This window comes from Micromonospora zhanjiangensis (assembly GCF_042650605.1).
Classification (GTDB): domain Bacteria; phylum Actinomycetota; class Actinomycetes; order Mycobacteriales; family Micromonosporaceae; genus Micromonospora_J; species Micromonospora_J zhanjiangensis.
The window spans coordinates 241,806-264,762 of record NZ_JBHSBN010000006.1 but is presented as its reverse complement, the minus strand read 5'-3'; the positions used below and the strand labels follow the sequence as shown (position 1 = coordinate 264,762).

Annotated in this window: 19 protein-coding genes; 9 read left to right on the top strand and 10 right to left on the bottom strand. The window is 72.2% G+C overall.

Translation table 11 applies throughout. The features are described from left to right. Positions 1-879 (top strand): transketolase family protein, encoded by an 879-nt coding sequence (locus ACFOX0_RS11955; protein ID WP_377544773.1) that lies wholly within the window; start codon positions 1-3, stop codon positions 877-879. Here the strand turns inward: ACFOX0_RS11955 and ACFOX0_RS11950 are convergent. Continuing rightward, positions 860-1,570 (bottom strand): glycosyltransferase family 2 protein, encoded by a 711-nt coding sequence (locus ACFOX0_RS11950; protein ID WP_377544771.1) that lies wholly within the window; start codon positions 1,568-1,570, stop codon positions 860-862. The genes ACFOX0_RS11955 and ACFOX0_RS11950 overlap by 20 nt on opposite strands. A gap of 169 nt (positions 1,571-1,739) precedes the next feature. Here ACFOX0_RS11950 and ACFOX0_RS11945 point away from each other — a divergent pair, with 169 nt between their 5' ends. Then, positions 1,740-3,857 (top strand): hypothetical protein, encoded by a 2,118-nt coding sequence (locus ACFOX0_RS11945; RefSeq protein ID WP_377544769.1) that lies wholly within the window; start codon positions 1,740-1,742, stop codon positions 3,855-3,857. A 93-nt stretch (positions 3,858-3,950) separates the two neighbouring features. Here the strand turns inward: ACFOX0_RS11945 and ACFOX0_RS11940 are convergent, their stop codons facing one another. Together ACFOX0_RS11940 and ACFOX0_RS11935 are read right to left on the bottom strand one after the other, a co-directional pair. Beyond that, the gene (locus ACFOX0_RS11940) at positions 3,951-4,547 is read right to left on the bottom strand and encodes a hypothetical protein (RefSeq protein WP_377544767.1); all 597 of its coding nucleotides are present in this window, start codon (positions 4,545-4,547) and stop codon (positions 3,951-3,953) included. Between the two features lie 212 nt (positions 4,548-4,759). Next, entirely contained in the window at positions 4,760-8,320 is a 3,561-nt protein-coding gene (locus tag ACFOX0_RS11935; protein WP_377544765.1) for a ThuA domain-containing protein, read from the bottom strand. A gap of 544 nt (positions 8,321-8,864) precedes the next feature. On the opposite strand from ACFOX0_RS11935, the gene ACFOX0_RS11930 reads away from it, so the two are divergent. From ACFOX0_RS11930 to ACFOX0_RS11910, 5 genes are read left to right on the top strand one after another with little or no spacing between them, the layout of a single operon-like run. Further along, positions 8,865-10,376, top strand: coding sequence for a sugar ABC transporter ATP-binding protein (locus ACFOX0_RS11930; RefSeq protein WP_377544763.1), 1,512 nt, complete (start codon positions 8,865-8,867; stop codon positions 10,374-10,376). Further along, positions 10,373-11,347 carry an ABC transporter permease gene (locus ACFOX0_RS11925; RefSeq protein ID WP_377544760.1) on the top strand — a complete coding sequence of 325 codons (975 nt, stop codon included), beginning with the start codon at positions 10,373-10,375 and terminating at the stop codon, positions 11,345-11,347. The genes ACFOX0_RS11930 and ACFOX0_RS11925 overlap by 4 nt, the downstream gene beginning before the upstream one ends. 2 nt (positions 11,348-11,349) lie before the next feature. After that, positions 11,350-12,333: an ABC transporter permease gene (locus tag ACFOX0_RS11920; RefSeq protein ID WP_377544758.1), complete on the top strand. Its 984-nt coding sequence runs from the start codon at positions 11,350-11,352 to the stop codon at positions 12,331-12,333. A 9-nt stretch (positions 12,334-12,342) separates the two neighbouring features. Continuing rightward, on the top strand, positions 12,343-13,527 hold the full coding sequence (locus ACFOX0_RS11915; protein WP_377544756.1) for a substrate-binding domain-containing protein: 1,185 nt from the start codon (positions 12,343-12,345) through the stop codon (positions 13,525-13,527). 6 nt (positions 13,528-13,533) lie between these two features. Continuing rightward, positions 13,534-14,385 (top strand): sugar phosphate isomerase/epimerase family protein, encoded by an 852-nt coding sequence (locus ACFOX0_RS11910; RefSeq protein ID WP_377544754.1) that lies wholly within the window; start codon positions 13,534-13,536, stop codon positions 14,383-14,385. 12 nt (positions 14,386-14,397) lie between these two features. Here ACFOX0_RS11910 and ACFOX0_RS11905 read toward each other — a convergent pair whose 3' ends face one another. From ACFOX0_RS11905 to ACFOX0_RS11890, 4 genes are all read right to left on the bottom strand, one after another. Further along, positions 14,398-15,840: a sensor histidine kinase gene (locus tag ACFOX0_RS11905; RefSeq protein ID WP_377544900.1), complete on the bottom strand. Its 1,443-nt coding sequence runs from the start codon at positions 15,838-15,840 to the stop codon at positions 14,398-14,400. A 91-nt stretch (positions 15,841-15,931) separates the two neighbouring features. Then, positions 15,932-16,627, bottom strand: coding sequence for a response regulator (locus tag ACFOX0_RS11900; protein WP_377544753.1), 696 nt, complete (start codon positions 16,625-16,627; stop codon positions 15,932-15,934). A 78-nt stretch (positions 16,628-16,705) separates the two neighbouring features. After that, entirely contained in the window at positions 16,706-17,233 is a 528-nt protein-coding gene (locus tag ACFOX0_RS11895) for a hypothetical protein (protein ID WP_377544751.1), read from the bottom strand. A gap of 149 nt (positions 17,234-17,382) precedes the next feature. Then, positions 17,383-18,555 carry a thiolase family protein gene (locus ACFOX0_RS11890; protein ID WP_377544748.1) on the bottom strand — a complete coding sequence of 391 codons (1,173 nt, stop codon included), beginning with the start codon at positions 18,553-18,555 and terminating at the stop codon, positions 17,383-17,385. A 168-nt stretch (positions 18,556-18,723) separates the two neighbouring features. On the opposite strand from ACFOX0_RS11890, the gene ACFOX0_RS11885 reads away from it, so the two are divergent. Continuing rightward, entirely contained in the window at positions 18,724-19,170 is a 447-nt protein-coding gene (locus ACFOX0_RS11885) for a PH domain-containing protein (protein ID WP_377544746.1), read from the top strand. A gap of 105 nt (positions 19,171-19,275) precedes the next feature. Here ACFOX0_RS11885 and ACFOX0_RS11880 read toward each other — a convergent pair whose 3' ends face one another. Together ACFOX0_RS11880 and ACFOX0_RS11875 are read right to left on the bottom strand one after the other, a co-directional pair. Continuing rightward, entirely contained in the window at positions 19,276-20,181 is a 906-nt protein-coding gene (locus ACFOX0_RS11880; protein ID WP_377544898.1) for a rhomboid family intramembrane serine protease, read from the bottom strand. Positions 20,182-20,242: 61 nt separating this feature from the next. After that, entirely contained in the window at positions 20,243-20,773 is a 531-nt protein-coding gene (locus ACFOX0_RS11875) for a peptidylprolyl isomerase (protein ID WP_377544744.1), read from the bottom strand. Between the two features lie 85 nt (positions 20,774-20,858). On the opposite strand from ACFOX0_RS11875, the gene ACFOX0_RS11870 reads away from it, so the two are divergent. Continuing rightward, the gene (locus ACFOX0_RS11870; RefSeq protein WP_377544742.1) at positions 20,859-21,644 is read left to right on the top strand and encodes a hypothetical protein; all 786 of its coding nucleotides are present in this window, start codon (positions 20,859-20,861) and stop codon (positions 21,642-21,644) included. A gap of 71 nt (positions 21,645-21,715) precedes the next feature. Here the strand turns inward: ACFOX0_RS11870 and corA are convergent, their stop codons facing one another. Beyond that, positions 21,716-22,864, bottom strand: coding sequence for a magnesium/cobalt transporter CorA (gene corA, locus ACFOX0_RS11865; RefSeq protein WP_377544739.1), 1,149 nt, complete (start codon positions 22,862-22,864; stop codon positions 21,716-21,718). Between the last annotated feature and the right edge of the window lie 93 nt (positions 22,865-22,957).

Here is a 22,957-nt window from a genome sequence, read left to right as displayed (position 1 = left end):
ATGCGGGAACGGTTCATCGAAACCACCACCGACCTGCTGGCCGACGACCCGCGCAGCGCGCTGGTGCTGGCCGACATCTCGGCCGCCTCGTTCACGTCGGCCGCCCGACGGCACCCGGACCGGGTGCTCAACGTCGGGATCCGGGAACAACTCATGATCGGGGTGGCCGGCGGGCTCGCCCTGACCGGGCTGCGCCCGATCGTGCACAGCTACGCGACGTTCCTGGTGGACCGGGCGTACGAGCAGATCAAGCTCGACCTCGACCACCAGGGCGTCGGCGCGGTGCTGGTCAGCATCGGCGGCTCGTACGACGGGTCGGCGGCAGGCCGGACGCACATGTCACCGGGGGACGTGGCACTGTTCGACACGCTGGGCGACTGGACCGTGCACGTGCCCGGGCACCCGGACGAGGTGGCGGGGCTGCTGCGGGCCGCGGTCGGCGGTGACGAGCCGGTCTACCTGCGGTTGTCCACCCAGACCAACGACGCGGCGTACCCCGGGGACGGGCGGATCCGGGTGCTGCGCCGGGGCACCGCGGGCGCGCCGCTGGTGCTGGCCGTCGGGCCGACGCTGACGGCGACCCTGGCCGCCACCGCCGGCATGGACGTCACGGTCGGCTACACGCACACGCCCCGACCGTTGGACGCCGCCGGCGTGCGGGAACTCGCCGGGTCGGCGGTGGTGCTGGTGGAGCCGTACCTGGCCGGCACGTCCAGCGCGGCCGTCGGGCGGGCGCTGCGGGACGTACCGCATCGGTTGCTGGCCCTCGGCGTGGAGCGCACCGACCTGCGGCGCTACGGATCCCCGGCCGACCACGCCCGGTGGCACGGCCTGGACGCGGCCGGGCTGCGCCGGTCGATCAGCGCGTTCCTCGGCTGACCCGGGCCTGGCGGCGGGCGCGCTCGCGGCCCAGGATCCAGAGCGCCTCGACGCCGTCCTTCCAGGTGATCTTCTTGCCCTCTTCACGGTTACGGGCGCGGTAGGAGATCGGCACCTCGTACGGGCGGATCTTGCGCCGCAGCAGCTTGCCGGTCACCTCGGCCTCCATGCCGAAGCCGCGGGAGCGGATGTCGAGCGACCGGTACAGCGCCACCGGCAGGAGCTTGAAGCAGGTCTCCAGGTCGCCGATGTAGGAGTTGTAGAGGATGTTCGCGGCGGTGGTGACGGCCTTGTTGCCCATCACGTACCAGAAGCTGTAGGCGCTGTGGCTGCCGAAGGTCCGATTTCCGTAGACGACCGTGGCCCGCCCGTCCAGCACCGGGTCGAGCAGCTTGGGGATGTCCTGCGGGTCGTACTCCAGGTCGGCGTCGAGGATGACCATGTACTCACCCTCGGCGCTGTCCACGGCGGTCTTGATCGCCGCGCCCTTGCCGGCGTTGCGCGGGTGGGTGATCACCCGGACCCGGGTGTCGTCGGCCCGGCCGAGGATCTCCCCGGTGCCGTCCCGGCTACCGTCGTTGACGACGACCAGCTCGATCTCGCACGGGTAGTCGACCGCCAGTGCCTGCTTGAGGGCGTCCGCTAGGCGTTCTTCCTCGTTGTAGACGGGCATCAGGATCGAGAGCTTCACTGGAGTCTCCAGGGTGCGGACGGCATATCCGCCCCAGCGTACTCTGACGCACTCGGCCGCTCGTGCCCAGCGCCGTCCCGGTACGCCCGTCCGGGGCATCCGACGTCGGGCGGCTGCCGTCCGGGCATCCGACGTCGGGCGGCTCAGGAAGATCGTGTTTACTTCGGCCATGCCGGCCGTTTGGTCCCCGCTCGTGGCGGCGCCGGCCGCCGCACTGCTTCTACTCACGTACGCGAGCCGTCCTCGGACCGCCGGCACCGCCGAACGCCGGCCGGACCAGGGCGACGTGGTCGGGCCGGTGCGGCTCGCGGTGGTCCGGGCCGCCCTGGGTACGGGACTGTTCGCGGTGCTCTCGGTCGAGCTGCTCGGCGCTCGCGGCGACCTGACCGCCCTCCCGGTGGCGGTCGGCTGGCTGGTCTTCCTGGCCGTGGCGGTCGGGCTGGCCGTCCGGCGTCGACGGCGGCACCCGTGGACCCCCAGCCCGCTCCGGCTCCGCGACCGGTGGCGGTCGTACGGCCGCGGCGACCGGTTCATGATCGCCACCATCGGCGTCCTGCTGCTCGCCGAACTCGTCGTCGCGCTGCTCGCCCCGCCGAACAACTACGACTCGCAGACGTACCACCTGCCGAAGGTGGAACACTGGGTGGCCCAGGGCAGCCTCGACTTCTGGCCGACCGCCATCCACCGGCAGGTGACCATCCCGCCCGGCGCCGAGTACCTGCTGTTGCACCTGCGGCTGCTCACCGGCGGCGACGCGCTGTACAACCTGGTGCAGTGGGCGGCCGGGATCGGCTGCGTGCTGGTGGCGTCGCGGATCGCCGGGCAACTCGGCGGCTCCCGCCGGGCCCAGTTGATCACCGCCTTCCTGGTGGCCGGCACCCCGATGGTGGCCCTGCAGGCGACCAGTACCCAGACCGACCTGGTGGTGGCCGCCTGGGTGGGCTGCGTCGGCACGCTGGTCCTGGACGGCCTGCGCCGGGTCGCCGACACCGCGTCGGTGCTGGTGTTGGGGGTGGCGACCGGGTTGACCACGATCACCAAGACCAGCGGCATGATCGGGGCCGGCCCGCTGCTGGCGCTCTGGGGTCTGGCCCAGCTCCGGCTGGCGCTGCGCCCGCCCGGGTCCGCCGGACGACGGGGGCGGGGAGTGGTCCGGATCGTCGGACAGTCGGCCGCCGTGCTGGCGATCACCGCGTTGGTCGCCGGTCCGTTCCTGCTGCGGGTGCAGGCCGAGTTCGGCAACCCGCTCGGGCCGCCCCGGCTGCGGGACTCGATCCCGATGCAGCGGCACGACCCGGCCGCCGTCGCGGTCAACCTGCTGCGGATCGGGCACACCGCGTTCGACACCCCGCTCGCACCGCTGCGGCACGCCTCCGCCACGGCGATCGAACGGTTCGCCACCCTAGTCGGGGTGCCGCCCAACGACCGGGCGATCACGTTCGGCCAGAGCACCTTCCCGGTCCCGGCCTGGTATCCGGACGAGGACCGGGTGGCCTTCCCGCTCACCGGGGCGCTGGCGCTGATCGGCGCGGTGCTGGCACTGGCCCGGCCCCGCGCGATCACCGCCGATCCACCGGCAACGGCCGCCGAGGCTCAGGGGGCCGAGGGCGAGGCCGGGGCCGGGACGGCCGGGGCCGCTCGGGGCAGCGTCGGGGTGCTGCGGGCGTACGCGGGGACGGTGGTGCTCACCGTCCTGCTGCACGCCGCGATGATCAAGTGGCAGCCGTGGGGGAACCGGCTGCTGCTCTACGCGCTGGTGCTCGCCGTACCGCTGGCCGGGGTGTGGCTGGACGCGCTGTTCCGCCGGCGGGCCGGGACCGGCCGGCGCTCGGTCGCCGCGGGCGCCGCCGTCGCCGTGCTGGCCACCGCCGCGCTCGCCGGCGTGCTGGCCGTCTCGTACGGGTTCCCGCGCCGGCTGGTCGGCGCCGGGTCGGTGCTGACCACGTCGGACGAGGACCTGCGCTTCCTGCGGCGGCCGCAGTGGGAGGCGGAGTACCGCTGGGCGGCCGGCCGGGTCGAGGCGGCGGGCGCCCGACGGGTCGGGCTGGTCCAGGGCAACGACGACTGGGAGTACCCGTGGTGGGTGCTGCTGGTCCAGTCGGACCCCGCCGCCCACCGGGAGATCGTGCCGCTCCAGTCGGTCCTGCCGCACCGGCCGGCGGACCCGCCCACCACGGTCGACGCCGTCATCTGCACCGCGCCGCAGCGCACCTGCGCCGCGCTGATCCCGCCGGGCTGGCGGGTCGACACCGACGGCGTCGTCACCGTCGCCCTGCCGCTCGGGTGACCGGTTCGGCATGACGTGGGGTCGCCGCTGCCGGTGCGGCAGCCGCGACCCCGGTCCGGCCCGCCCGAGCCATGCCGCGCCGGGAGCGGGCACCTACTTCTTCTTCGGGACGACCACCAGGCGGGCGACGCCCTTGTCGCCGTCCTTGGTCCCGGCGACGCCGAGTTCCGTGCCGACCTTCACGTCGCCGGGCTGGATCGTGGTGCGCTTCTCGACCACCTTCAGCTCCGGGCCGAAGGTCCAGGTCATGGTGAAGCCGTCGGTGGACTTCACGGTCATCGACTTGTCGTCGATCGCGGTCACCGTGCCGCGTTGGACGGCGACCGTCTTGGTACCGTCCTTGGTCTGCACGACCACCTCGCCGTGCAACGTGTTCTTCCGCAGCAGCACCCGCGCCTGGTGGCGCTTGCGCCAACCCTCGCCCCGCTGATCGGCCTTGCCGGGGCCGGCGCTGGAGCCGGCGGACGGCGTGGCGGACGGGTTCGTGGCCGGGTCGGCCGCCGCGATCGTCTCCGGGTCGAAGCCCATCGCCGCGAGCGCCTGCCCGTCCGCGCCCATCGCCGCGGCCACGTCGACCGCGGCCTGCTGGGCGGTGTCCCGGGCGGCGCCGACCGTGCCGCAGCCGGCCAACCCGAGCGTGCCGACGGCGGCCAGCAACCCGGTCGTGACAGCGATCTTCCAACGGTTCATGGTTTCCCTCTCCTGGGGCGTTCCTCGCCGGGTCGTGGGGACCGTGCCGAGCCAGCATCGCCGGGCAGCGCGAGCGGACCGTCAACCGGATGTTCGGATCGGGTAAGAGCGGGCCGTCGACGGCGGAAGGCCGGCACCGGCCCCCTGGCTGGGAGCCGGTGCCGGCCTTCTCCGGACCGTGCCGGGGCCGCCGCCCCGACGTGACCGATCGGCTATGCCGCGGTGAACCGCCACCGCTGGTTGCCGTTGCCGTTGCAACCCCACTGCAGCAGCCGCGCCCCGTCGGCGGTGGACGCGCCGTTCACGTCCACACACAGCCCGCTCAGCACGCTCTTCACCGTGTAGACGCCCGAGGTGCCGGTCGCGGTCGCGGTGAACTTCTGCTGGTTGCCGTTGTTGCAGGTGCTCTGCTGCAGGTACGTCCCCTGGGCCGTGGAGCCTCCCGTGACGTCGAGGCACTTGCCGCTGTGCACCGCCTTCAGGTAGACCGCGCCGCCACCGGCGTCGACGGCCTGCCACTTCTGGTTGTTGCCACCGGTGGACGCCCACTGGACGACCTGGGCCCCGTCGGCGGTGGAGACGCCGCTGACGTCCATCAGCTTGTTGCTGTGCTGGGCGGTGAGGGTCCACGTCTTGCCGGCCACGCCGTCAGCCGGCGGGTTCGGGTCGCCCGGCAGGCCGACGCCCTCCCCGCCGAAGGTGAACGAGTCGAGGTCGAACGTGTTGTTGGCGTTCTTGAACACCATGTACAACGTGTGGCTGCCGGCCAGCGCGGCGACGTTCACCGGCGGCGTGGACTGGTAGTTGTTCCAGCCGCCGGTGCTCGGCACCGAGGTGGTGGCCAGCAGCGTGCCGGTGGGCGAGTCGGCCCGCAACTCGATCGTCCCGCCGGCGGCGCTCGACGCCACCCGGTAGCTGACGGTGGTGATCCCCGCCAGGCTCATCGGGTTGTACGACACCCAGTCGTTGCTGGAGATGTCCCCGACCCGCTTGGTGCTCTCCGCGCCGGCCTGGTCGACGACCTGGACGCCGGACTGGGCGGTGAAGTACTCCGCCTGCTTGTGCTTCGGCTGCAGGATCACCCGCGCGTAGCCGGTGAGCGGGGCCGCCCCGCCGGGACCGCCGTTGTCCGTGTAGCGGGCGTTGAGCGCGTAGTACAGGTTGGCCCCGTCCGGGTGTCCACCGAGCAGGCTGGTCGGGATGGTGCCCGAGCAGCCGGGATATTCGGTGGTCTCGTGCTGGTGTTCGTCGTGGCCGAGCGCCGGGTTGACGAACACCTTGGCGCAGTCGACCGGGTCACCGTCCGGGTCGGTGACGCTGACGCTGTACGGCACCTTGTCGCCGAAGGTGAGCATGCCGCCGTCGGGTGGGGCGGTGATGGTGACCACCGGTGTGGTGTTGCCGACGGTGATCTGCACGTTGGCGAAGCCGGTCTTGTTGGTGTTGTCGGTGACCTTCAACTGCGCGTTGAAGTTGCCGTTGGTGGTGTAGGTGTGCGACGGGTTGGCCTCCGTGGAGGTGCCACCGTCCCCGAAGGTCCACTGGTAGCTGAGCGTCCCGCCGTCGGGGTCGGTCGTGCCGGCGCTGCTGAACTGGACGGTCAGCGGAGCCTTACCGCTGGTGGGCGTGCCGGTGGCCTTGGCGATCGGCGTGCCACCGCCCGGCTGCTGCTTGTAGTCGATCCGGTAGAGGCCGGAGTCGTTGTTGCCGCCGTTGAAGTTGCTGCCCCACTCCAGCAGGTACAGCGAGCCGTCCGGGCCGAACTCCATGTCCATCGGGCTGCGGTAGCCCCCGCCGGGCAGGAACGAGTTGGTCCGGGTGACCGCCGTCGTCGAGTCGAAGTGGACCTCCTTGATGTAGTTGCGCGACCACTCGTAGAAGAAGTGCACGCCGTCGTAGTACGGCGGGAACTTCGTCGTGGACGGGTTCGCCGGGTCGTAGCGGTAGACCGGGCCGCCCATGGGTGCCGAGCCGCCGGAGCCGAGTTCCGGGAAGTCCGGCGAGGCCGGGTAGCCGTACCACATGTTCGGCATGACGATCGGCTTGAGGTTGACCAGGCCGGTGTTGTTGGGCGAGTTGTTGACCGGCGCGTTGCAGTTGAACTTGGCGCCGACCACCTTGGTGTCCGGGTTGTACGGCGCGTACGGCTGGTTGTTGCCGTGGCAGAACGGCCAGCCGTAGTTGCCCGGGGACTTGATGACGTTCAGCTCGACCAGTCCTTCCGGGCCGCGGTTGGTGGTCGGCGGGTTCCGGTCGGGCCCGTAGTCGGCGAGGTAGACCCAGCCGGTGGCCTTGTCGATGGAGAATCGGAACGGGTTACGGAAGCCCATCGCGTAGACCTCGGGGCGGGTCTGCGCCGTCCCCTCCGGGTAGAGGTTGCCGGCCGGGATGGTGTAACCACCGCTGGCCGAGGGCCGGATCCGGAGCAGCTTGCCGCGCAGGTCGTTGGTGTTGCCGGCGCTGCGGGCCGCGTCGAGGTTGGCCTTGCCGGGGCGCCAGTCCAGCGGGGCGTAGCCCTGCCAGTTGGCGTCGAGGTTCGGCGGCGTGTCGTCACCGGTGCCGATGTAGAGGTTGCCGTCCGGGCCGAACTCGATGTAGCCGCCGGTGTGCCCGGGCTCCGGGAACGTCCGGTCGCGGTACGCCGGGATGTCGATGATCTTGACTTCGCTGGAGAGGTTCACCGTGTCACCGCTGACCGTGAAGCGGGAGACCCGGTTGACGTCCGTCGAACTGCTCGCCGGCGAGTGGTACAGGTACAGGTAGCCGTTGGTGGCGAAGTTCGGGTCGAGCGCGAGCCCGGTGAGGCCGTCCTCGCCGCCGGTGTAGACGCTGAGCGTGCCGGCGGTGACCGTCGTGTTCGTGGTCGGCTTGAAGATCTTGATCTGACCGCCCCGCTGGACGTAGAACACCCGCTTGTCCGGGGCCACGGCCAGCGCCATCGGGTCGCGCGTGCTGTTGTCGAGGGTGCGCTTCTCGAAGTTGCTCCAGACGGTGCCGCCGCACTCCCCGGGCACGTTGCCGGCCGCCCACTTGACCCCGCCGAGGACGTGGTTGCGGAAGTTCGTCTCGCTGTAGGACTCGATCGCGTGCCCCATGGCGGTGGCCCAGACCCGGCCGCCGGAGACGTTGCGGCACCAGGAGATCGGGTGGTCCGGACCCATCGCCTTGCCGCCCGGGTTGTAGGTGCGTTCGTCGGCGGTCACCAGGACGTGGACCTTGCCGCGCGGGTTGGCGTCGAAGTTGTACCACTCCTCGCTCCGGTTCCACCGGTCCGGCAGGCTGGCCGTCGACGGGTGCTGCTTGTCGGCGACGATGGCCGTGCCGGGCAGCACACCGGGCGAGTGCTCCGGCATGTGGGCACCGGCGTTGACGGTCTGGTCCCACCACGGGTACTCGCCCTCGATGCCCATGTCGGTGGCGTTGTGGACGGCGACGATGCCCTTGCCGCTGGCGAGGTAGCCCTCGACCGCCTGGCGTTGGGCCGCCGTGGTCCACACCATGCCCGAGGTCTGGAACATGATCAGGACGTCGAAGGTGGCGAGGTTGGCCGGGGTGAAGACGCTGGCGTCCTCGGTATGCACGAGCTCGAAGTTGTTGGCCGCCGCCTGCTGCTGGAACATGGAGATTCCGGCGGGTATCGAGTCGTGCCGGTAGCCGGCCGTCTTGGTGAACAACAGGGCGCGGAAGGCCGGGGCGGCCGACGCGGGGTGGACGAGCCCGAGCGATATCAACACGCCCGTGATCGTGGCGATGAGCAGAGATCTGCGACGCATGCCGTCTCCTTTTCAGCGGGGCACGAGTGGCGACCACGGGCATGCGGTAACCGCACACCGCCGTACGCGCGTCAGGTTGTGCCTGGGAGCGCGCCGGAGGCGTGCGGGGGTGCCGATGGGATCGTCGTGCCGTCCGCCGCGACGGGCAGTCAGTTCCGCGGGGGTGGTGACTCTGTGTTACGTCGAGGATGCACCTGGTCCGTGGTCTTGGCGGCCAGCATGCGTGAGACATCGTCTCGTGTCAATCTTTTGCCTCGTGGAATCGGTTCGACCACCGTCTCGCGGGCAGCTCGGGGCGGCGGATCAGCCGTTCGACGGACGCCACTTTGGCCGTATGACCGACGTCAATCATTCGGGACTCTGCCGGGATTGCGGGATGGTCATCAAGTATTTACGCTCGTAGCTGCCATGTTTGGTCGGATTCGGCGAAAGTTCACGTCCGTTCGGCGAAAGCCATGGCGAGAGTCGGCACCTCGGTTCTGCCCGCAATCGGTTCGACCGCATCGACACCCCCACAGCCACTACTTTCGGTGAGGAACTTGAGATGTCCGACCCGCCGCCGTCACCCCTGCTGCGCCTCCGGGGCATCGGCAAGTCGTTCCTCGGCGTACGGGTCCTTGACGCGGTCGACCTGGACGTCTCACCCGGCGAGGTGCACGCGGTGGTCGGCGAGAACGGCGCCGGCAAGTCGACCCTCATGAAGATCGTCTCCGGTGGGCACCCGCCGGACGAGGGCACCGTCGAGTTCGCCGGCACACCCCGGGTGTTCCGGGGCCCACGGGACGCCCAGCGAGCCGGCATCGGCATCATCCACCAGGAGTTCAACCTGCTGCCGGAGCGCACCGTCGCGGAGAACGTCTACCTCGGCCACGAGCCGGTACGCCGGGGCCTGGTCGACCGGCGGGCGATGCGCGACGGAACCGCCGAGCTGCTCGCCTCGATCGGGGAGAGTTCGCTGCCGGCGGACGCCCGGGTGGGCGGGCTCGGTGTCGCGCAGCAGCAGGTCGTCGAGATCGTCAAGGCGCTCGCCCTCGACGCGCGGTTGCTCATCATGGACGAGCCCACCGCGGCCCTCGCCGATCACGAGGTCGAACTGCTCTACCGGCTGGTGCGCCGATTGCAGCAACGGGGGATCGGCCTGCTGTACGTGTCGCACCGGTTGACCGAGGTCTTCGACCTGTCCGACCGGATCACGGTGCTCAAGGACGGTCGGCGGGTGACCACCACCGGCACCGCCGCGACCACCGTCGACGAGCTGGTACGGCACATGGTCGGCCGGGAACTGGCCGACTACTACCCGGAGCGGGCCCGTCCCGCCGACCTCGGCCCGGTCCGGCTGAGCGTACGCGCGGGCCGGAACCACAAGCTGCACGACATCGACCTGCGGCTGCGCGCCGGCGAGGTGCTCGGGATCGGCGGCCTGCAGGGCTCCGGCCGCTCGACGCTGGCCCGGGCGCTGTTCGGAGCCGCCCCGTTCACCGCCGGTGCGGTGACGCTCGACGGCGCCCCGGTCCGACTGCGCTCGCCGCGCACCGCCATCCGCGCCGGCATCGCGTACCTCACCGACGACCGTAAGGGCGAGGGCCTCGTCGCCCGGCAGTCGGTCCTGGACAACGGGCTGCTCGCCGGTCGGGCCGTCTTCCCGAGGTGGACCGGCCGGGCGGCGCGGGCCGGACGCCTGCGCGAGTTGCTCGCCGCCGTCGAACTCCGGGCCGCCGGCGACGACCAGGAGATCCGGTACCTGTCCGGCGGCAACCAGCAGAAGGTGGTGCTGGCCCGGTGGCTCGCGCTCGACCCCGGGATCCTGCTCTTCGACGAGCCGACCCGGGGCATCGACGTGGGCGCCAAGTCGACCATCCACGACCTCGTCCGCCGGCTCGCCCGGGCCGGCGCGGCGGTACTGATGATCTCGTCGGAGCTGCCGGAACTGCTCGGCATGAGCGACCGGATCGTCGTCATGCGCGACGGCCGGATCGCCGGCGAACTGCCCGCCGGATCGACCGAGGAGGACGTCCTGGCCCTGGCGGTCGGCACCGACCGGGGGACCGCCGGATGATCACCGCGATGAGCCTGCCGACCCGGCGGAGCGTCCCGGGGGTGTTCGTCGCCCTGGCCCTGGTGCTGGCGCTCGGCTGGCTGGTCGTGACGGTCGACGGCGGCCACCTGTTCAACCAGTCGACGACGGTGAGCCTGCTGCACGTCGCCGCCGGCCTCGGGCTGGTCGCCGTCGGTCAGACCCTGGTCATCCTCGGCGGCTCGCTCGACCTGTCCGTGGCGTACGTGGTCAGCCTCAGCACCCTGGTGGCCGCCGAGACGATGGCCGGCCGCGACGGCGCACTGCTGCCGGCGATCGGCCTCGCGCTCGCGGTCAGCGCCGGCATCGGGCTGCTCAACGGCCTGCTCGTCACCCGGCTGCGGATCAACGCGTTCATCGCGACCGTCGGGGTCGGGTTGCTGCTCAAGGGATACCTCGACAACGGCTACGACGGCCCGTCCGGCCGGACCGCGCCCGCGCTCGTGCAGACCCTCGGCTACCAGCGCGTCGGACCGGTGCCGCTGTCGTTCCTGCTGCTGCTCGTCGTCACCGCGGCGGCCTGGCTGACGCTCACGCGAACGCGATTCGGCCACCACCTGATCGCCGTCGGCGGTGATCCGGAGGTCTCCCGCCTCTCCGGCGTACGCACGCACCGGGTGCTCGTCGGCGCGCACGTGCTCTGCTCGCTCTGCGCCGGTCTCGCCGGGATCTACCTGTCCAGCCGGCTCGGCTCGGGCGCTCCCCGGGTGGGCACCGAGGGCCTGTACGACCTGGAGTCGATCGCGGCGGTGGTCCTCGGCGGCACCGCCCTGGCGGGCGGGCGCGGCGGCGTGCTCGGCACCGTCGGCGGCGTGCTGCTGCTCGCCAGCGTCGACGCCGTCTTCAACCAGCTCGACGTGGACGCCTTCTTCAAGCAGGTGATCCGCGGCGTGATCATCATCGCGGCGGTGGCCGTCTACGCCCGGCGGACCTACCGGAAGGCCCGGTCCTGACCATGCAGACCGTCGAGCACCGTTCGTTCCCGCTGCGGCTGCCGCGCCCGCGGCCCGGCGGCGTCCTGCCGATCGTCGTCATCCTCGCCGTGCTGCTGGCGCTGCTCGCGGTCCGGCAGCCCGGCTTCCTCGCGCCCTCGTCGCTGATGTCGTTCCTCGGCCGCTCCGCACCGATCGTCCTGCTCGCCGCCGGGCAGTACTTCGTGATCGTCTCCGGTGAGTTCGACCTCTCCGTCGGTTCCCTGGTCACCGCCCAGGTCGTCGTCGCCGCCCGGCTGATCGACAGCGACCCGTCCCGCACCTGGCCGGTCGTGGCGCTGCTGCTGGCCGCCGGCGCGCTCGTCGGGCTGGTCAACGGTCTGGTCACGACGCGGCTGCGGGTGCCCTCGTTCATCACCACCCTCGGCATGTTCCTGATCCTCGTCGGCGCGGTCTACCTGTGGTCCAACGGCGCACCCAGGGGTGGCCTGTCCGAGGAGTTCCGGCGGTTCGGCCGGCGGGCGGTCGAGGACGTCCCGGTGCTCGGCCGGATCCCGTACGCGCTGGTGGTCCTGCTCGTGGCGGGGGCGCTCGCGGTGCTGGTCATGCGCTCCGACTTCGGCCGGACCCTGGTCGCCGTCGGCGACAACGCGCGGACCGCTGAGCTGGCCGGGGTCTGGGTCCGACGGACCAAAACGATCGCGTTCGTGCTCAGCGGGCTCGCCGCCGCCGTCGCGGCGGTCCTGCTCGGCGGGTACAGCGGGGTCTCCTTCCAGGCCGGCGCCGGGCTGGAGTTCGGCGCGATCACCGCGGTCGTCCTCGGCGGGGTCGCCCTGGGCGGTGGCCGGGGCTCGGTCGTGGGCGCGATGCTCGGTGCGCTGACCCTGGAGACGCTCTTCGCCCTGATGAACTTCTACGGCGTCTCCGGCGCCCTCAGGCCGACCGTCCAGGGGGCGATCATCCTCGCCGCCGTGGCGGTCTCGTCCATGCGTTCTTCGTCGAGATAAGGGGATTCAGTGCGACGATCCATCACGGCCCTGGCCGCTGTCACCGTGCTCTCGCTCGCCGGCTGCGCCACCGACGAACCGGCACCGACGCCGTCCGGCACCGCGTCCGAGTCCGCCGGGTCGGGCACCGGTGGCCACTCGAAGTTCTTCAAGCAGGCCGACTACGACAACGAACTCGCCCTGCTCGACGCCGCACCGACCGGACCGGCCGACAAGCCGTGGGAGCAGGTGCTCAACCCGAAACCGGTGGACACCGCGAAGTTCAAGAAGCCCGGCCCGTACAAGATCTGTTTCTCGAACGCCGCGCTGAACAACCCCTGGCGGCAGGTCGGCTTCAAGACCATGCAGGCCGAGGTGGAGCGGAACAAGAGCAGGATCAAGGAGTTCGTGCACGTCGACGCCGAGGGCAAGGACCAGAAGCAGATCGCGGACATCAACGACCTGCTGGGCAAGGGTTGCGACGCGCTCATCGTCTCGCCGAACACCACCGCCACGCTCACCCCCGCCGTCGAGGCGGCCTGCCGCAAGGGCCTACCCGTGATCGTGTTCGACCGCGGGGTCGACACGACCTGCCCGGTGACGTTCATCAACCCGATCGGCGGCTACGGCTTCGGTCACGTCGGGGCCGACTTCGTCAGCAAGCGGATGAAGCCCGGCGGCAAGGTGCTCGCCCTGCGCATCCTGCCCGGCGTCGACGTGCTGGAGACCCGCTGGTCGGCCGCGAAGATCGCGTTCGACAAGGCCAAGGTGAACGTCGTAGGGGTCGAGTTCACCGACGGCGACCCGGCCAAGACCAAGAAGATCGTCGACGACTACCTGCAGCGGTACGGCACGATCGACGGCGTCTGGATGGACGCGGGAGCGGTCGCCGTCGCGGCGGTCGAGGCGTTCCAGGACGCCGGCAAGCCCGTGCCACCGATCAACGGCGAGGACCAGCTCGACTTCCTGAAGATGTGGAAGGACAAGAAGCTCACCGCCATCGCGCCCACCTACCCGACCTACCAGTGGCGTACGCCGATCATCGCCGCGCTGCGGGTGCTCGGCGGCGAGCAGGTGTCCAACCCGTGGAAGCTGCCGCAGCCGACCATCACCCAGGAGAACCTGGACCAGTACGTCGACCCGAACATGCCGCCGTTGCACTACGCGATGTGCGGCTGCACCGACCTGCCCGGTTACCCGCAGCGCTGGAAGTAGGTGCCGGTGTACGCCATCGGCGTCAACCCCTGGGTGTGGGCCTCCCCCGTCGACGACCGGGTGCTCGCCGACCTGATCCCGAAGATCGCCGCGTTCGGCTTCGAGGCGGTCGAGCTGCCGATCGAGCAACCCGGCGACTGGGATCCGGTCCGTACCCGTGACCTGTTGGCAGCGCACGGGCTGGTCGCGGCCGGCGTCTGCGCGGTCACCCCGCCCGGGCGGGACCTCGTGGACGCCGCGCCGGCGGTCGTCGAGTCGACCGTGGCGTACCTGAGGACCTGCGTGGACGCCGCGGCGGCGGTCGGTGCCGGCTGCGTCGGCGGCCCGGTCTACGCCGCGGTCGGCCGGACCTGGCGGATGTCGCCGGCGGCCCGGTCGGCCTGCTACGCGGACTTCCGGGCGGCGCTCGCGCCGGTCGCCGGGTACGCCGGCGAGCGGGGGGTGAGCATCGGGGTGGAGGCCCTCAACCGCTACGAGACGAGCGTGGTCAACACCGTGGAGCAGACCCTCGACATGATCGAGGGCCTGCCGGCCAACGTCGGCCTCATGCTCGACACGTATCACCTGAACATCGAGGAGGCCGATCCCTGCGCGGCCGTCACGCTGGCCGGCCCGTACATCAAGCACGTGCAGGTCAGCGGCACCAACCGCGGGGCGCCCGGGGCGGACCACTTCGACTGGCCCGGTTTCTTCGCCGCGCTGCGGGCGACCGGCTACCGCGGCGCGGTCTGCCTGGAGTCGTTCACCGCCGAGAACGAGACCATCGCCACCGCGGCCTCGATCTGGCGACCGCTCGCCCCGTCGCAGGACCGGCTCGCCATCGACGGGCTGACCTACCTGCGCCGGGTCGCCCGATGAGCCCCGGCACGGTCAGGGGCGGGGCGGCAGGCGTACCGAGAACCGGGCTCCGCCCTCGGGCGCGTGGTCGGCGGTGATGCCACCGCCCAGCCGGCGGACCAGCCCGGCGGCCAGGGCCAGCCCGAGCCCGCTGCCCACCTTACGGACGCCCTGGTAGCGCTGGTGCAGCGCGCCGCGTTCGAAGGCCACCGCCAGGTCGTCCTCGGTGAAACCCGGACCGCCGTCCCGTACCTCGATCACGCCGCCGGCCCCGGGCGCCGGGCGGACCGCGAGGACCACCGGCGCGCCGGGCGGCACCACCCGCAGCGCGTTCTCCAGCAGGCCGTCGACGACCTGACGGATCCGGCCCGCGTCGGTGTACGCCGGCACCGGCTCGGCCGGGATCTCGGTGCGCAGCACCACCCCGACCGTCGCGCAGCGCGCACTCCAGGCGTTCGCGGCGTCGGCGACCAGCCGGCCGAGGTCGACCGTGGTGGGTTCGACGGGGAAGTCGGCCGCCTCCAGCCGGGCCAGCGCCAGCAGGTCGCTGACCAGCCGATCCAGGTGTTCGGCCTGGGCCAGCATGGTCTGTCCGGCGCGCTGCGAGCCCTCCGGTCCGACCACCCCGTCGGCCAGCGCCTCGGCGTAGCCGCGGATCGCCGTCAACGGCGTACGCAGTTCGTGCGACACCGACAGCAGGAACTCCCGCTGCCGGCCCTCGCTGGTGGCCAGCGCCGCGGCGAGGTCGTTCAGCGCGTACGCCAGGTCGGCGGCCTCCTCGGGCGGCTCGACGGCCAGCCGGACGTCCCGGTCGCCGGCCCGCAGCCGGGCGGCCGCGGTCGCCGCGTTGCGGATCGGACCGGCCAGCCGGCGGGCCAGCAACGCCCCGGCGACCACGCCGGCCGCCAGCCCGGCCAGCAGCGGCAGCCACAGGCTGCCGGCGACCTGCCGCCACAGACCGGTGCCGATCCGCCGGGCCAGCACCACACCGTTCCCGCCGGGCAGGAACCGACCCTCGACGAACGCGGGCGTGCCGCCCACCCTCGCCCGGCCGGAGAAGTTCCGGCCGCCGGAGACCCGGGCGACGACCTCGTCCGGCAGGCCGGTCCGGTCGGGCCGACCGGCCCGGATCAGGTACGCGTCGATGTTCTCGGCCCGCAACTGCCGGATGATCCGCTCCTCGTCGGCGGTACGCCCGCGGTCCACCCGGGGTCGCAGGCTCTGCGCCGCCAGGGTGGCCTGCGCGGCCAACGCCTGGCGGGCCTGCTGCTCGGCCCGGGCGGCCGCCACCGGCAGCGCCACCAGGGCGGTGACCAGCACCGAGATCAGCGCGACGGCGCAACTGACCAGGACCGCGCGGGCGGTCAGGGTGGCGCCGAACCGGCGCCGGGGACGGCCGGTCGCGCCCGGGCCGACCGGGCCGGCCGGGCCGGTCGGTGGGCCGGCCGGACCGAGCACCGGCAGCGGCACGGTCAGGTGCTGTTCCGGCCGCGCCCGGTCGGGCGGGTGGTGTTCCGGCCGCGGCCGGTCGGACGGGTGGTGTTCGGGGCGCGCCCGGTCGGGCGGGTCAGCCGACACAGGCGTATCCGACGCCGCGGTGGGTCCGGATCACCTCGGCCGCCGGGCCGAGCTTGGCGCGGACCTGGGCAACGTGCACGTCCACGGTCCGGGTGCCGCTGTGCGCGGCGTAGCCCCAGACGGTGGCCAGCAACTCCTCCCGGGTGAACACCCGACCGGGCCGGCTCATCAGGTGCGCCAGCAGGTCGAACTCGGTCGACGTCAGCTGCACCGGCCGACCGGACACGGCGACCGCGCGGCGGCCCGGGTCGAGCGTGATCGGGCCGACCGACCGGGGCCGTTCGGTCCGTTCCGGCGTCCCGGCCGTGCGGCGCAGCACCGCGCGGATCCGGGCCACCAGTTCGCGCGGGCTGAACGGCTTGGTCACGTAGTCGTCGGCGCCGAGTTCCAGGCCGACGATTCGGTCGACCTCGTCGTCCCGGGCGGTGAGGAAGATGACCGGCGTCCAGTCGCCGGACTCCCGCAACCGGCGGCAGAGTTCGGTGCCGGCCATCCCGGGCAGGGCGATGTCCAGCACGCAGGCCACCGGCCGCAGCCGCCGGGCGGCGGCCAGGCCGGCGGTGCCCTCGGTCTCCACGTGTACGCCGAAGCCGTCCCGGCTCAGGTAGAGCCGGACCAGGTCGGCGATGGCCGGCTCGTCCTCGACCACCAGGACCAGCCCCCGTTGCCGCGGGTCGGAACTCACGTACCCATCTTGGCCGACGCGGGTACGCGACGCGGTGGCGCCGATGTTCGGATCGTGTACGGGTCCGCCGCGCCCGGGTCAGCGGGCGATCGCCGGGGTGAGTCGCGTCGAGCGACCGGGACCGGGCAGCGCGTCGGGCACGGTGGCGGTGCCCGGGGAGTAACGGATGTGCCGGTTGGTGTCCTGGCTCCGGAACGCCTGGCCGAGCAGGGCGTCGAGGTGCCACACCTGCTTCGGGTGGCCGGTCCGGATCAGGAACCGCTCGCGGATGCCGTCGACCGCGGTGGCGGCCAACTCGACGCAGGAGAGCCGGGGGTCGGGATTCCAGGTGACGTTGCTCAGGTGCCGTAGCTCCGCGTTGAGGTGCAGGCGGAGCCGGTGCAGGACCCGGGTCTGCTGGGTGACCACCAGTCGGCGGGCGGTCAGCAGGAGGAGGTAGTCGCCGCCCTGCACGGACCGGTCGGGGCGGTTGCAGCGGGTGACGAGGACGGCGGCGTCGCGGGACTCGACGCACCGACGGAACACCGGCATGTGCCGGCTGACGGTCGCGACGGCCAGTCCGGCCTCCGCCGCGGCGGGCAGGAACGTACGTGAGAACACGTCCATGCGCAGTTCAACGACGATTCACCGGGGAATGGTTCGGCAGGACATGGATGAAAGTTGAATTACAGAAGTTCTACCGAGGTAAGGCGTACTGACAACTTCCACGGACACTCTGCGTGATCATCGAGACCGCCGGGTCGCCGCGCGGGTCATCAGAGCAGTTCGACGACGGTGGCGTTGGCCATCCCGCCGCCCTCGCACATGGTCTGCAGGCCGTACCGGATGCCGTTGTCCCGCATGTGGTGCAGCATCGTGGTCATGATCCGCGCACCGGAGCCGCCGAGCGGATGACCCAGGGCGATCGCCCCGCCGCGCGGGTTGAGCCGCTCCGGGTCCGCCTCGGTCTCGGCGAGCCAGGCCAACGGCACCGGCGCGAACGCCTCGTTGACCTCGTACACGCCGATCTCCTCGATGCCGAGGCCGGCCCGGCGCAGCGCCTTGGCGGTGGCCGGGATCGGCGCGGTGAGCATCACCACCGGGTCGTCCGCGGCGACCACCGCGGTGTGGATCCGGGCCAGTGGGCGCAGCCCGTGCCGGCCGGCCCACTCGGAGGTGGTGACGGCGAGCGCGGCGGCGCCGTCGGAGATCTGCGAGGCCGAGCCGGCGGTGACCACCCCGTCGGCCTTGAACGGCGTGGCCAGCTCGGCCAGCCGGTCGAGGGAGGTGTCCCGGCGGATGCCCTCGTCGGCGGAGACCTTGTGCCCGTCGCCGACCGCCACCGGGGCGATCTCCGCCTCGAAGGCGCCGGCGTCCTGGGCGGCCGCCGCCTTCTGGTGACTGGCCAGGGCGTACTCGTCGAGCTGGCGGCGGGACAGGTGCCACCGGTCGGCGATCATCTCGGCGCCCACGCCCTGGTTGAACGGGACCGGCTGGTCGGCCTGGAAACCCTCGGCGCCCCGGTAGCGGTCCCGCAGCAGCTCGCCGTACGGCTGGCCGGTGCCCGCGCTGGTGCCCATCGGCACCCGGGTCATCGACTCCACCCCGCCCGCGACCACCAGGTCTGCCTGCCCCGCGACGACCGCTGCGGCGGCGAAGTGCAGGGCCTGCTGGCTGGAGCCGCACTGCCGGTCCAGGGTCGTCCCGGGCACCGACTCGGGCCAGCCGGCGGCCAGCACGGCGTTGCGGCCGACGTTCCACGCCTGCTCGCCGACCTGGGAGACACAACCCCAGACCACGTCGTCCACATCGGCCGGATCGAGGGCGGTGCGCTCGGCCAGGGCCCGCAGGACGTGCGCGGACAGGTCGACCGGGTGCACCCCGGCGAGCCCGCCCTTGCGCCGGCCGACCGGGGTCCGCACCGCGCCGACGATGACCGCGTCTCTCATCTCTACTCCCCGGTAACTTGGCCTGTCCCCGATCCTACGTCGGGACCGGCTCGGCCGGCACCCGCGTCCGACCGGCACCGCGCTCGGCCACACCGGCTCCCGGCCGACATCGCCACTCGGTCACCCCCGCAGCCGGGCGGCACCGGCGACCGCTGGCATCCTTGACCGATGCGGTCCGGTGCGGGGGAGTCGGTGCTGAGGTGGGGCGTGCCCCGCACGCTGCCGGCGGCCAAGTTCGGCGGGGCGGCCGGATTCGTGCTGCTCGGCGTGCTGCTGGCCGACGGCGATCCGGTCCGGCTCTGGCTGGCCGGACTGGCCGCGCTCGGCCTGGCCGGCTGGGGACTGCGGGACCTGGTCGCGCCGGTCCGGTTGACCGCCGATTCCGGCGGGGTCACGGTGGCCACCGGCCTCGCCGGTTCGCGCCGGTTCGGCTGGGCCGAGATCGAACGGATCGGGGTGGACACCCGACCCCGGCTCGGGCTGCGCACCGAGACGCTGGAGATCGACACCGGCGAGACCCTGCACCTGTTCGGCCGCGCCGACCTGGGGGCCGCCCCGGACGAGGTGGCGCGACACCTCCGGTCGCTGCACGGCGGCCCGGCCGCGGCCAACTGAGACGTCGGGCTTCGGACGCGCCCGGCAACAGCGGCCCCCAACCGTGCCCGGCAGCGACGGCCCCCAGGCGTGCCCGCCCCCAGGCGTGCTCGGCAGCGGCGGCCCTCAGGTGGCCAGCAGCAGGGCGGTGCGGGCCACCGTCACGGCGATCAGGCCCACCACGATCAGCGCGCCGCCGGCCACCTGGACCAGCGTCCGCCGCCCCTGCGGCGCGTACGCCAGCAGCAGCGCCATGGCCGCGCCGGTGACCAGCCCGCCGAGGTGCCCGGCGATGGAGATGTTCGGCACCGTGAAGGTGAAGATCAGGTTGATCACCAGGATCGGGATCACCGCCGAGGTGTCCCGGCCGAGCCGCCGCATGATCACGAAGAGCGCCGCGAACAGCCCGAAGATCGCCGTCGAGGCGCCGGCGGTGGCGTGGTCGGGGCTGAAGACGTACGCGGCGACGTTGCCGCCGACGCCGGCCACCAGGTAGAGGGCCAGGAACCGGGCCGGCCCGAGCACGGCCTCCAGCGACCGGCCGAGCACCCACAGCGCCCACATGTTCAGCAACAGGTGAAGCGCGCCGTAGTGCAGGAACATGGCGGTCAGCAGCCGGTAGAACTCGCCCGCCGGGATGCCGTACGCGACGCCGGTGGGCGAGACCACGCCGAACACCGCGCCCAAGCTGGTGACCGGGGTACTGCCGCCCATCAGGCCGCCCAGTCCACCGCCGGCCACCGAGTTGCCACCCCGGTCCGACCAGATGGACAGGGCCATCACCAGGACGTTGACCGCGATCAGCGCCTTGGTGACGTACCCGTGCCGGCCGGCGGCACCGCCACCGAAGACGGTGCGCGCCGGCCGCTGGGTACGACGGCCCTCGGCCACGCATTCCGGGCACTGGTGCCCGACCGCCGCGTCCCGCATGCAGTCCGGGCAGATCGGCCGCCCACAGCGGCTGCACCGGACGTACGTCTCGCGCGACGGATGGCGGTAGCAGACCGGAGTCGCCGGCGGGGACTCACCCACGCCGTCACCTCCGCCGGGCTCCGGATGCGTGGTCATGCGAGCAAAGGTACCGCGCGTTCGGTCAGGCCTGGCCGCGCTGGATCTCGACGCGCTCGATCACCACGTCCTGCACCGGCTTGTCGGCCGGGGTGGTCTGGGTGTTCGAGATCGCCTCGACCACCTTCTCCGACGCCTCGTCGGCGACCCGTCCGAAGATCGTGTGCCGGTTGTTCAGGTGCGGCGTGGGCGCGACGGTGATGAAGAACTGCGACCCGTTGGTGCCCGGCCCGGCGTTCGCCATGGCGAGCAGGTACGGCCGGTCGAAGCGCAGCTCCGGGTGGAACTCGTCGGCGAAGGTGAAGCCCGGCCCGCCCCGGCCGGTGCCGGTCGGGTCGCCCATCTGGACCATGAAGCCGCTGATCACCCGGTGCGAGATGGTCCCGTCGTAGTACGGGCCGGAGCCGGGCTGACCGGTGCGCGGGTCGACGTACTCCTTGCTGCCCTCGGCGAGTTCGACGAAGTTGCGCACGGTCTTCGGGGCGTGGTTCGGAAAGAGCTCCAGCCGGATCGGGCCGGCATTGGTGTGCAAGGTGGCGTAGATGGTCTCGGCCACGGGTACTCCTCGGTCGATGGTCAGTTTCCATGCGGATCCTCCCATGTGCCCGTTCTGGCAGTACGGAGGCATCCGAAGGTGGAGGATGACGGAGACGTCACAGCAGGAGGTGGACACCGTGTTTGGATTCGGGCGCCGCAGGACCCACCGCGATCTCGTCAAGGCTGAGCTGGGCGAGAGCCTCGAGCACTTCGTACAGGCGGCGACGCACGCCGCGGGTGGCGTGGGCGCGACGGTCGGGCCGCGGGTGCGGGCCGCCCAGGCCCAGGTCGCCCCGACCGCGACCAAGATCCGGGACGGCGCGTCGAGCGGCTGGGGTTCGACCGTGGCGGCGTTCGCGCCGCTGGCGGCGGCCGCCACCGACGGCGCGCGGAACGCCGGCAAGGCCGCGAAGAAGGCCAAGGCGAAGAGCCTGCGGCCGGTCCGCCGGAAGCAGTCGTTCGTGGCCCGGCGCAAGTGGCCGATGGTGGCCGGCGCGCTGGCCGCCGGTGCGATCGCCGGTGGTGTGGTCGCGGCCCGGCGGCGGCGGGCGGCCGAGGTGGAGTGGGAGGCCTACCACCCGGACACCCTGGCGGACCTGGACGGCGACCGGACCACCCGGGACCTGCCCGTGGACGGTTCGGCGGGCGGCGGTTCGGCGGCGGGCGGCTCGGCGGTCGGCGGGGTGACGAAGGACAACCCCACCGTCGCGACCGGAAAGGCCGCCGCGGCCAAGGACGCCGCCGCCAAGGCCGAGGACCGACTCGCCTCGGCCGCCGGCACCGTCACCGACGGGGCCAAGCAGGGCGCGGCGAAGAACACGAACGGCAAGGCGAACGGCAAGGCCGACGGCGTGATGGGCAACACCACCGGCTCGTCGAGCCACAACTGACCGGCCGGTCACCGGCATGGCGCCCTCGTACCGGTGGCGGCGGACCAGCTCCGTCGCCACCGGTTCGACCGTCACAACCAGCCGTTGCGGCGGAACCAGCGGTACAGGACCAGGGAGATGAGCAACATCACACACCAGACGCCGGGATAGCCGTACGTCCACTTCAGCTCCGGCATGTGGTCGAAGTTCATGCCGTAGATGCCGACGATGGCGGTCCACACCGCGCCGATGGCGGCCCAGGCGGCGATCTTGCGCATGTCGTTGTTCTGCTCGACGCTGACCTGCGCCAACCGGGCCTGGAGGATCGAATTGAGCAGGTCGTCGTAGGAGTTGACCTGCTCGACCGTACGCGTGAGGTGGTCCTGCACGTCGCGGAAGTAGCGCCGGATCTCCTTGGGCACCGCGCGGTTCATCTGCCCGGTCAACGACAACATCGGCCGTTGCAGCGGCACCACCGCCCGCTTGAACTCGACCAACTCCCGCTTCATCTGGTAGATCCGCTGGATCCGGCCGGTCGTCTGGCGGGAGAAGACCTCCGCCTCCAGGGTGTCCAGGTCGTCCTCCACCTTGTCGGCCACCTCCACGTACAGGTCGACCACCCGGTCGGTGACCGCGTAGACAACCGCCCACGGCCCCTGTTCCAGCAGTTCCTTCTTGGTTTCGAGGTCGGCCCGGACCGGGGAGAGCCGGCAGGCGTCGCCGTGCCGCACAGTGATCACGAACTGCGGACCGATGAAGAGCATCACGTGGCCGGTCTCGACCACCTCGGAGTTCTCGGTCAGCTCGTCGTGCTCGCAGTACCGGGCCGTCTTCAGCACCAGGAAGCTCACCTCGCCGAACTGCTCCAGCTTCGGCCGCTGAGCCGCCTTGACCGCGTCCTCGACCGCCAGTTCGTGCAGGCCGTAGGTCTCGGCGATGCCGGCGAGATCATCCGCTCCGGGCTCGTGCAGGCCCAGCCAGACGAACGCGTTCGACTGCCCCCGGGCCGCGGCGAGCGCCTCGACGTAGTCCCAGTCGCCCGGCTGCCGGACGCCGTCCACGTACAGTGCGCAGTCGACCACGGCGTTGTGCCCGGCCCGCGCGGCCGGCGGGCGGCGCTGCTGATTGCCGTCGGCGCTGAGGATGCGGCTCATCGCCCGGGCCGGCGCGGTCCAGGCGCGCGATCTCGTACGGGCGGTCCCGTTGCCGGTGGCCCGTTCCGGGTTGAGTCGGTCGGTCATCGCGGCGCACCCCCTTCCGCCGGGTTCGGGTGTCTGCGCCTGAAGGGTACGCCGCCGCGCCCGCGGCAGCGTGATCAACTGCGCCGGCGCGCG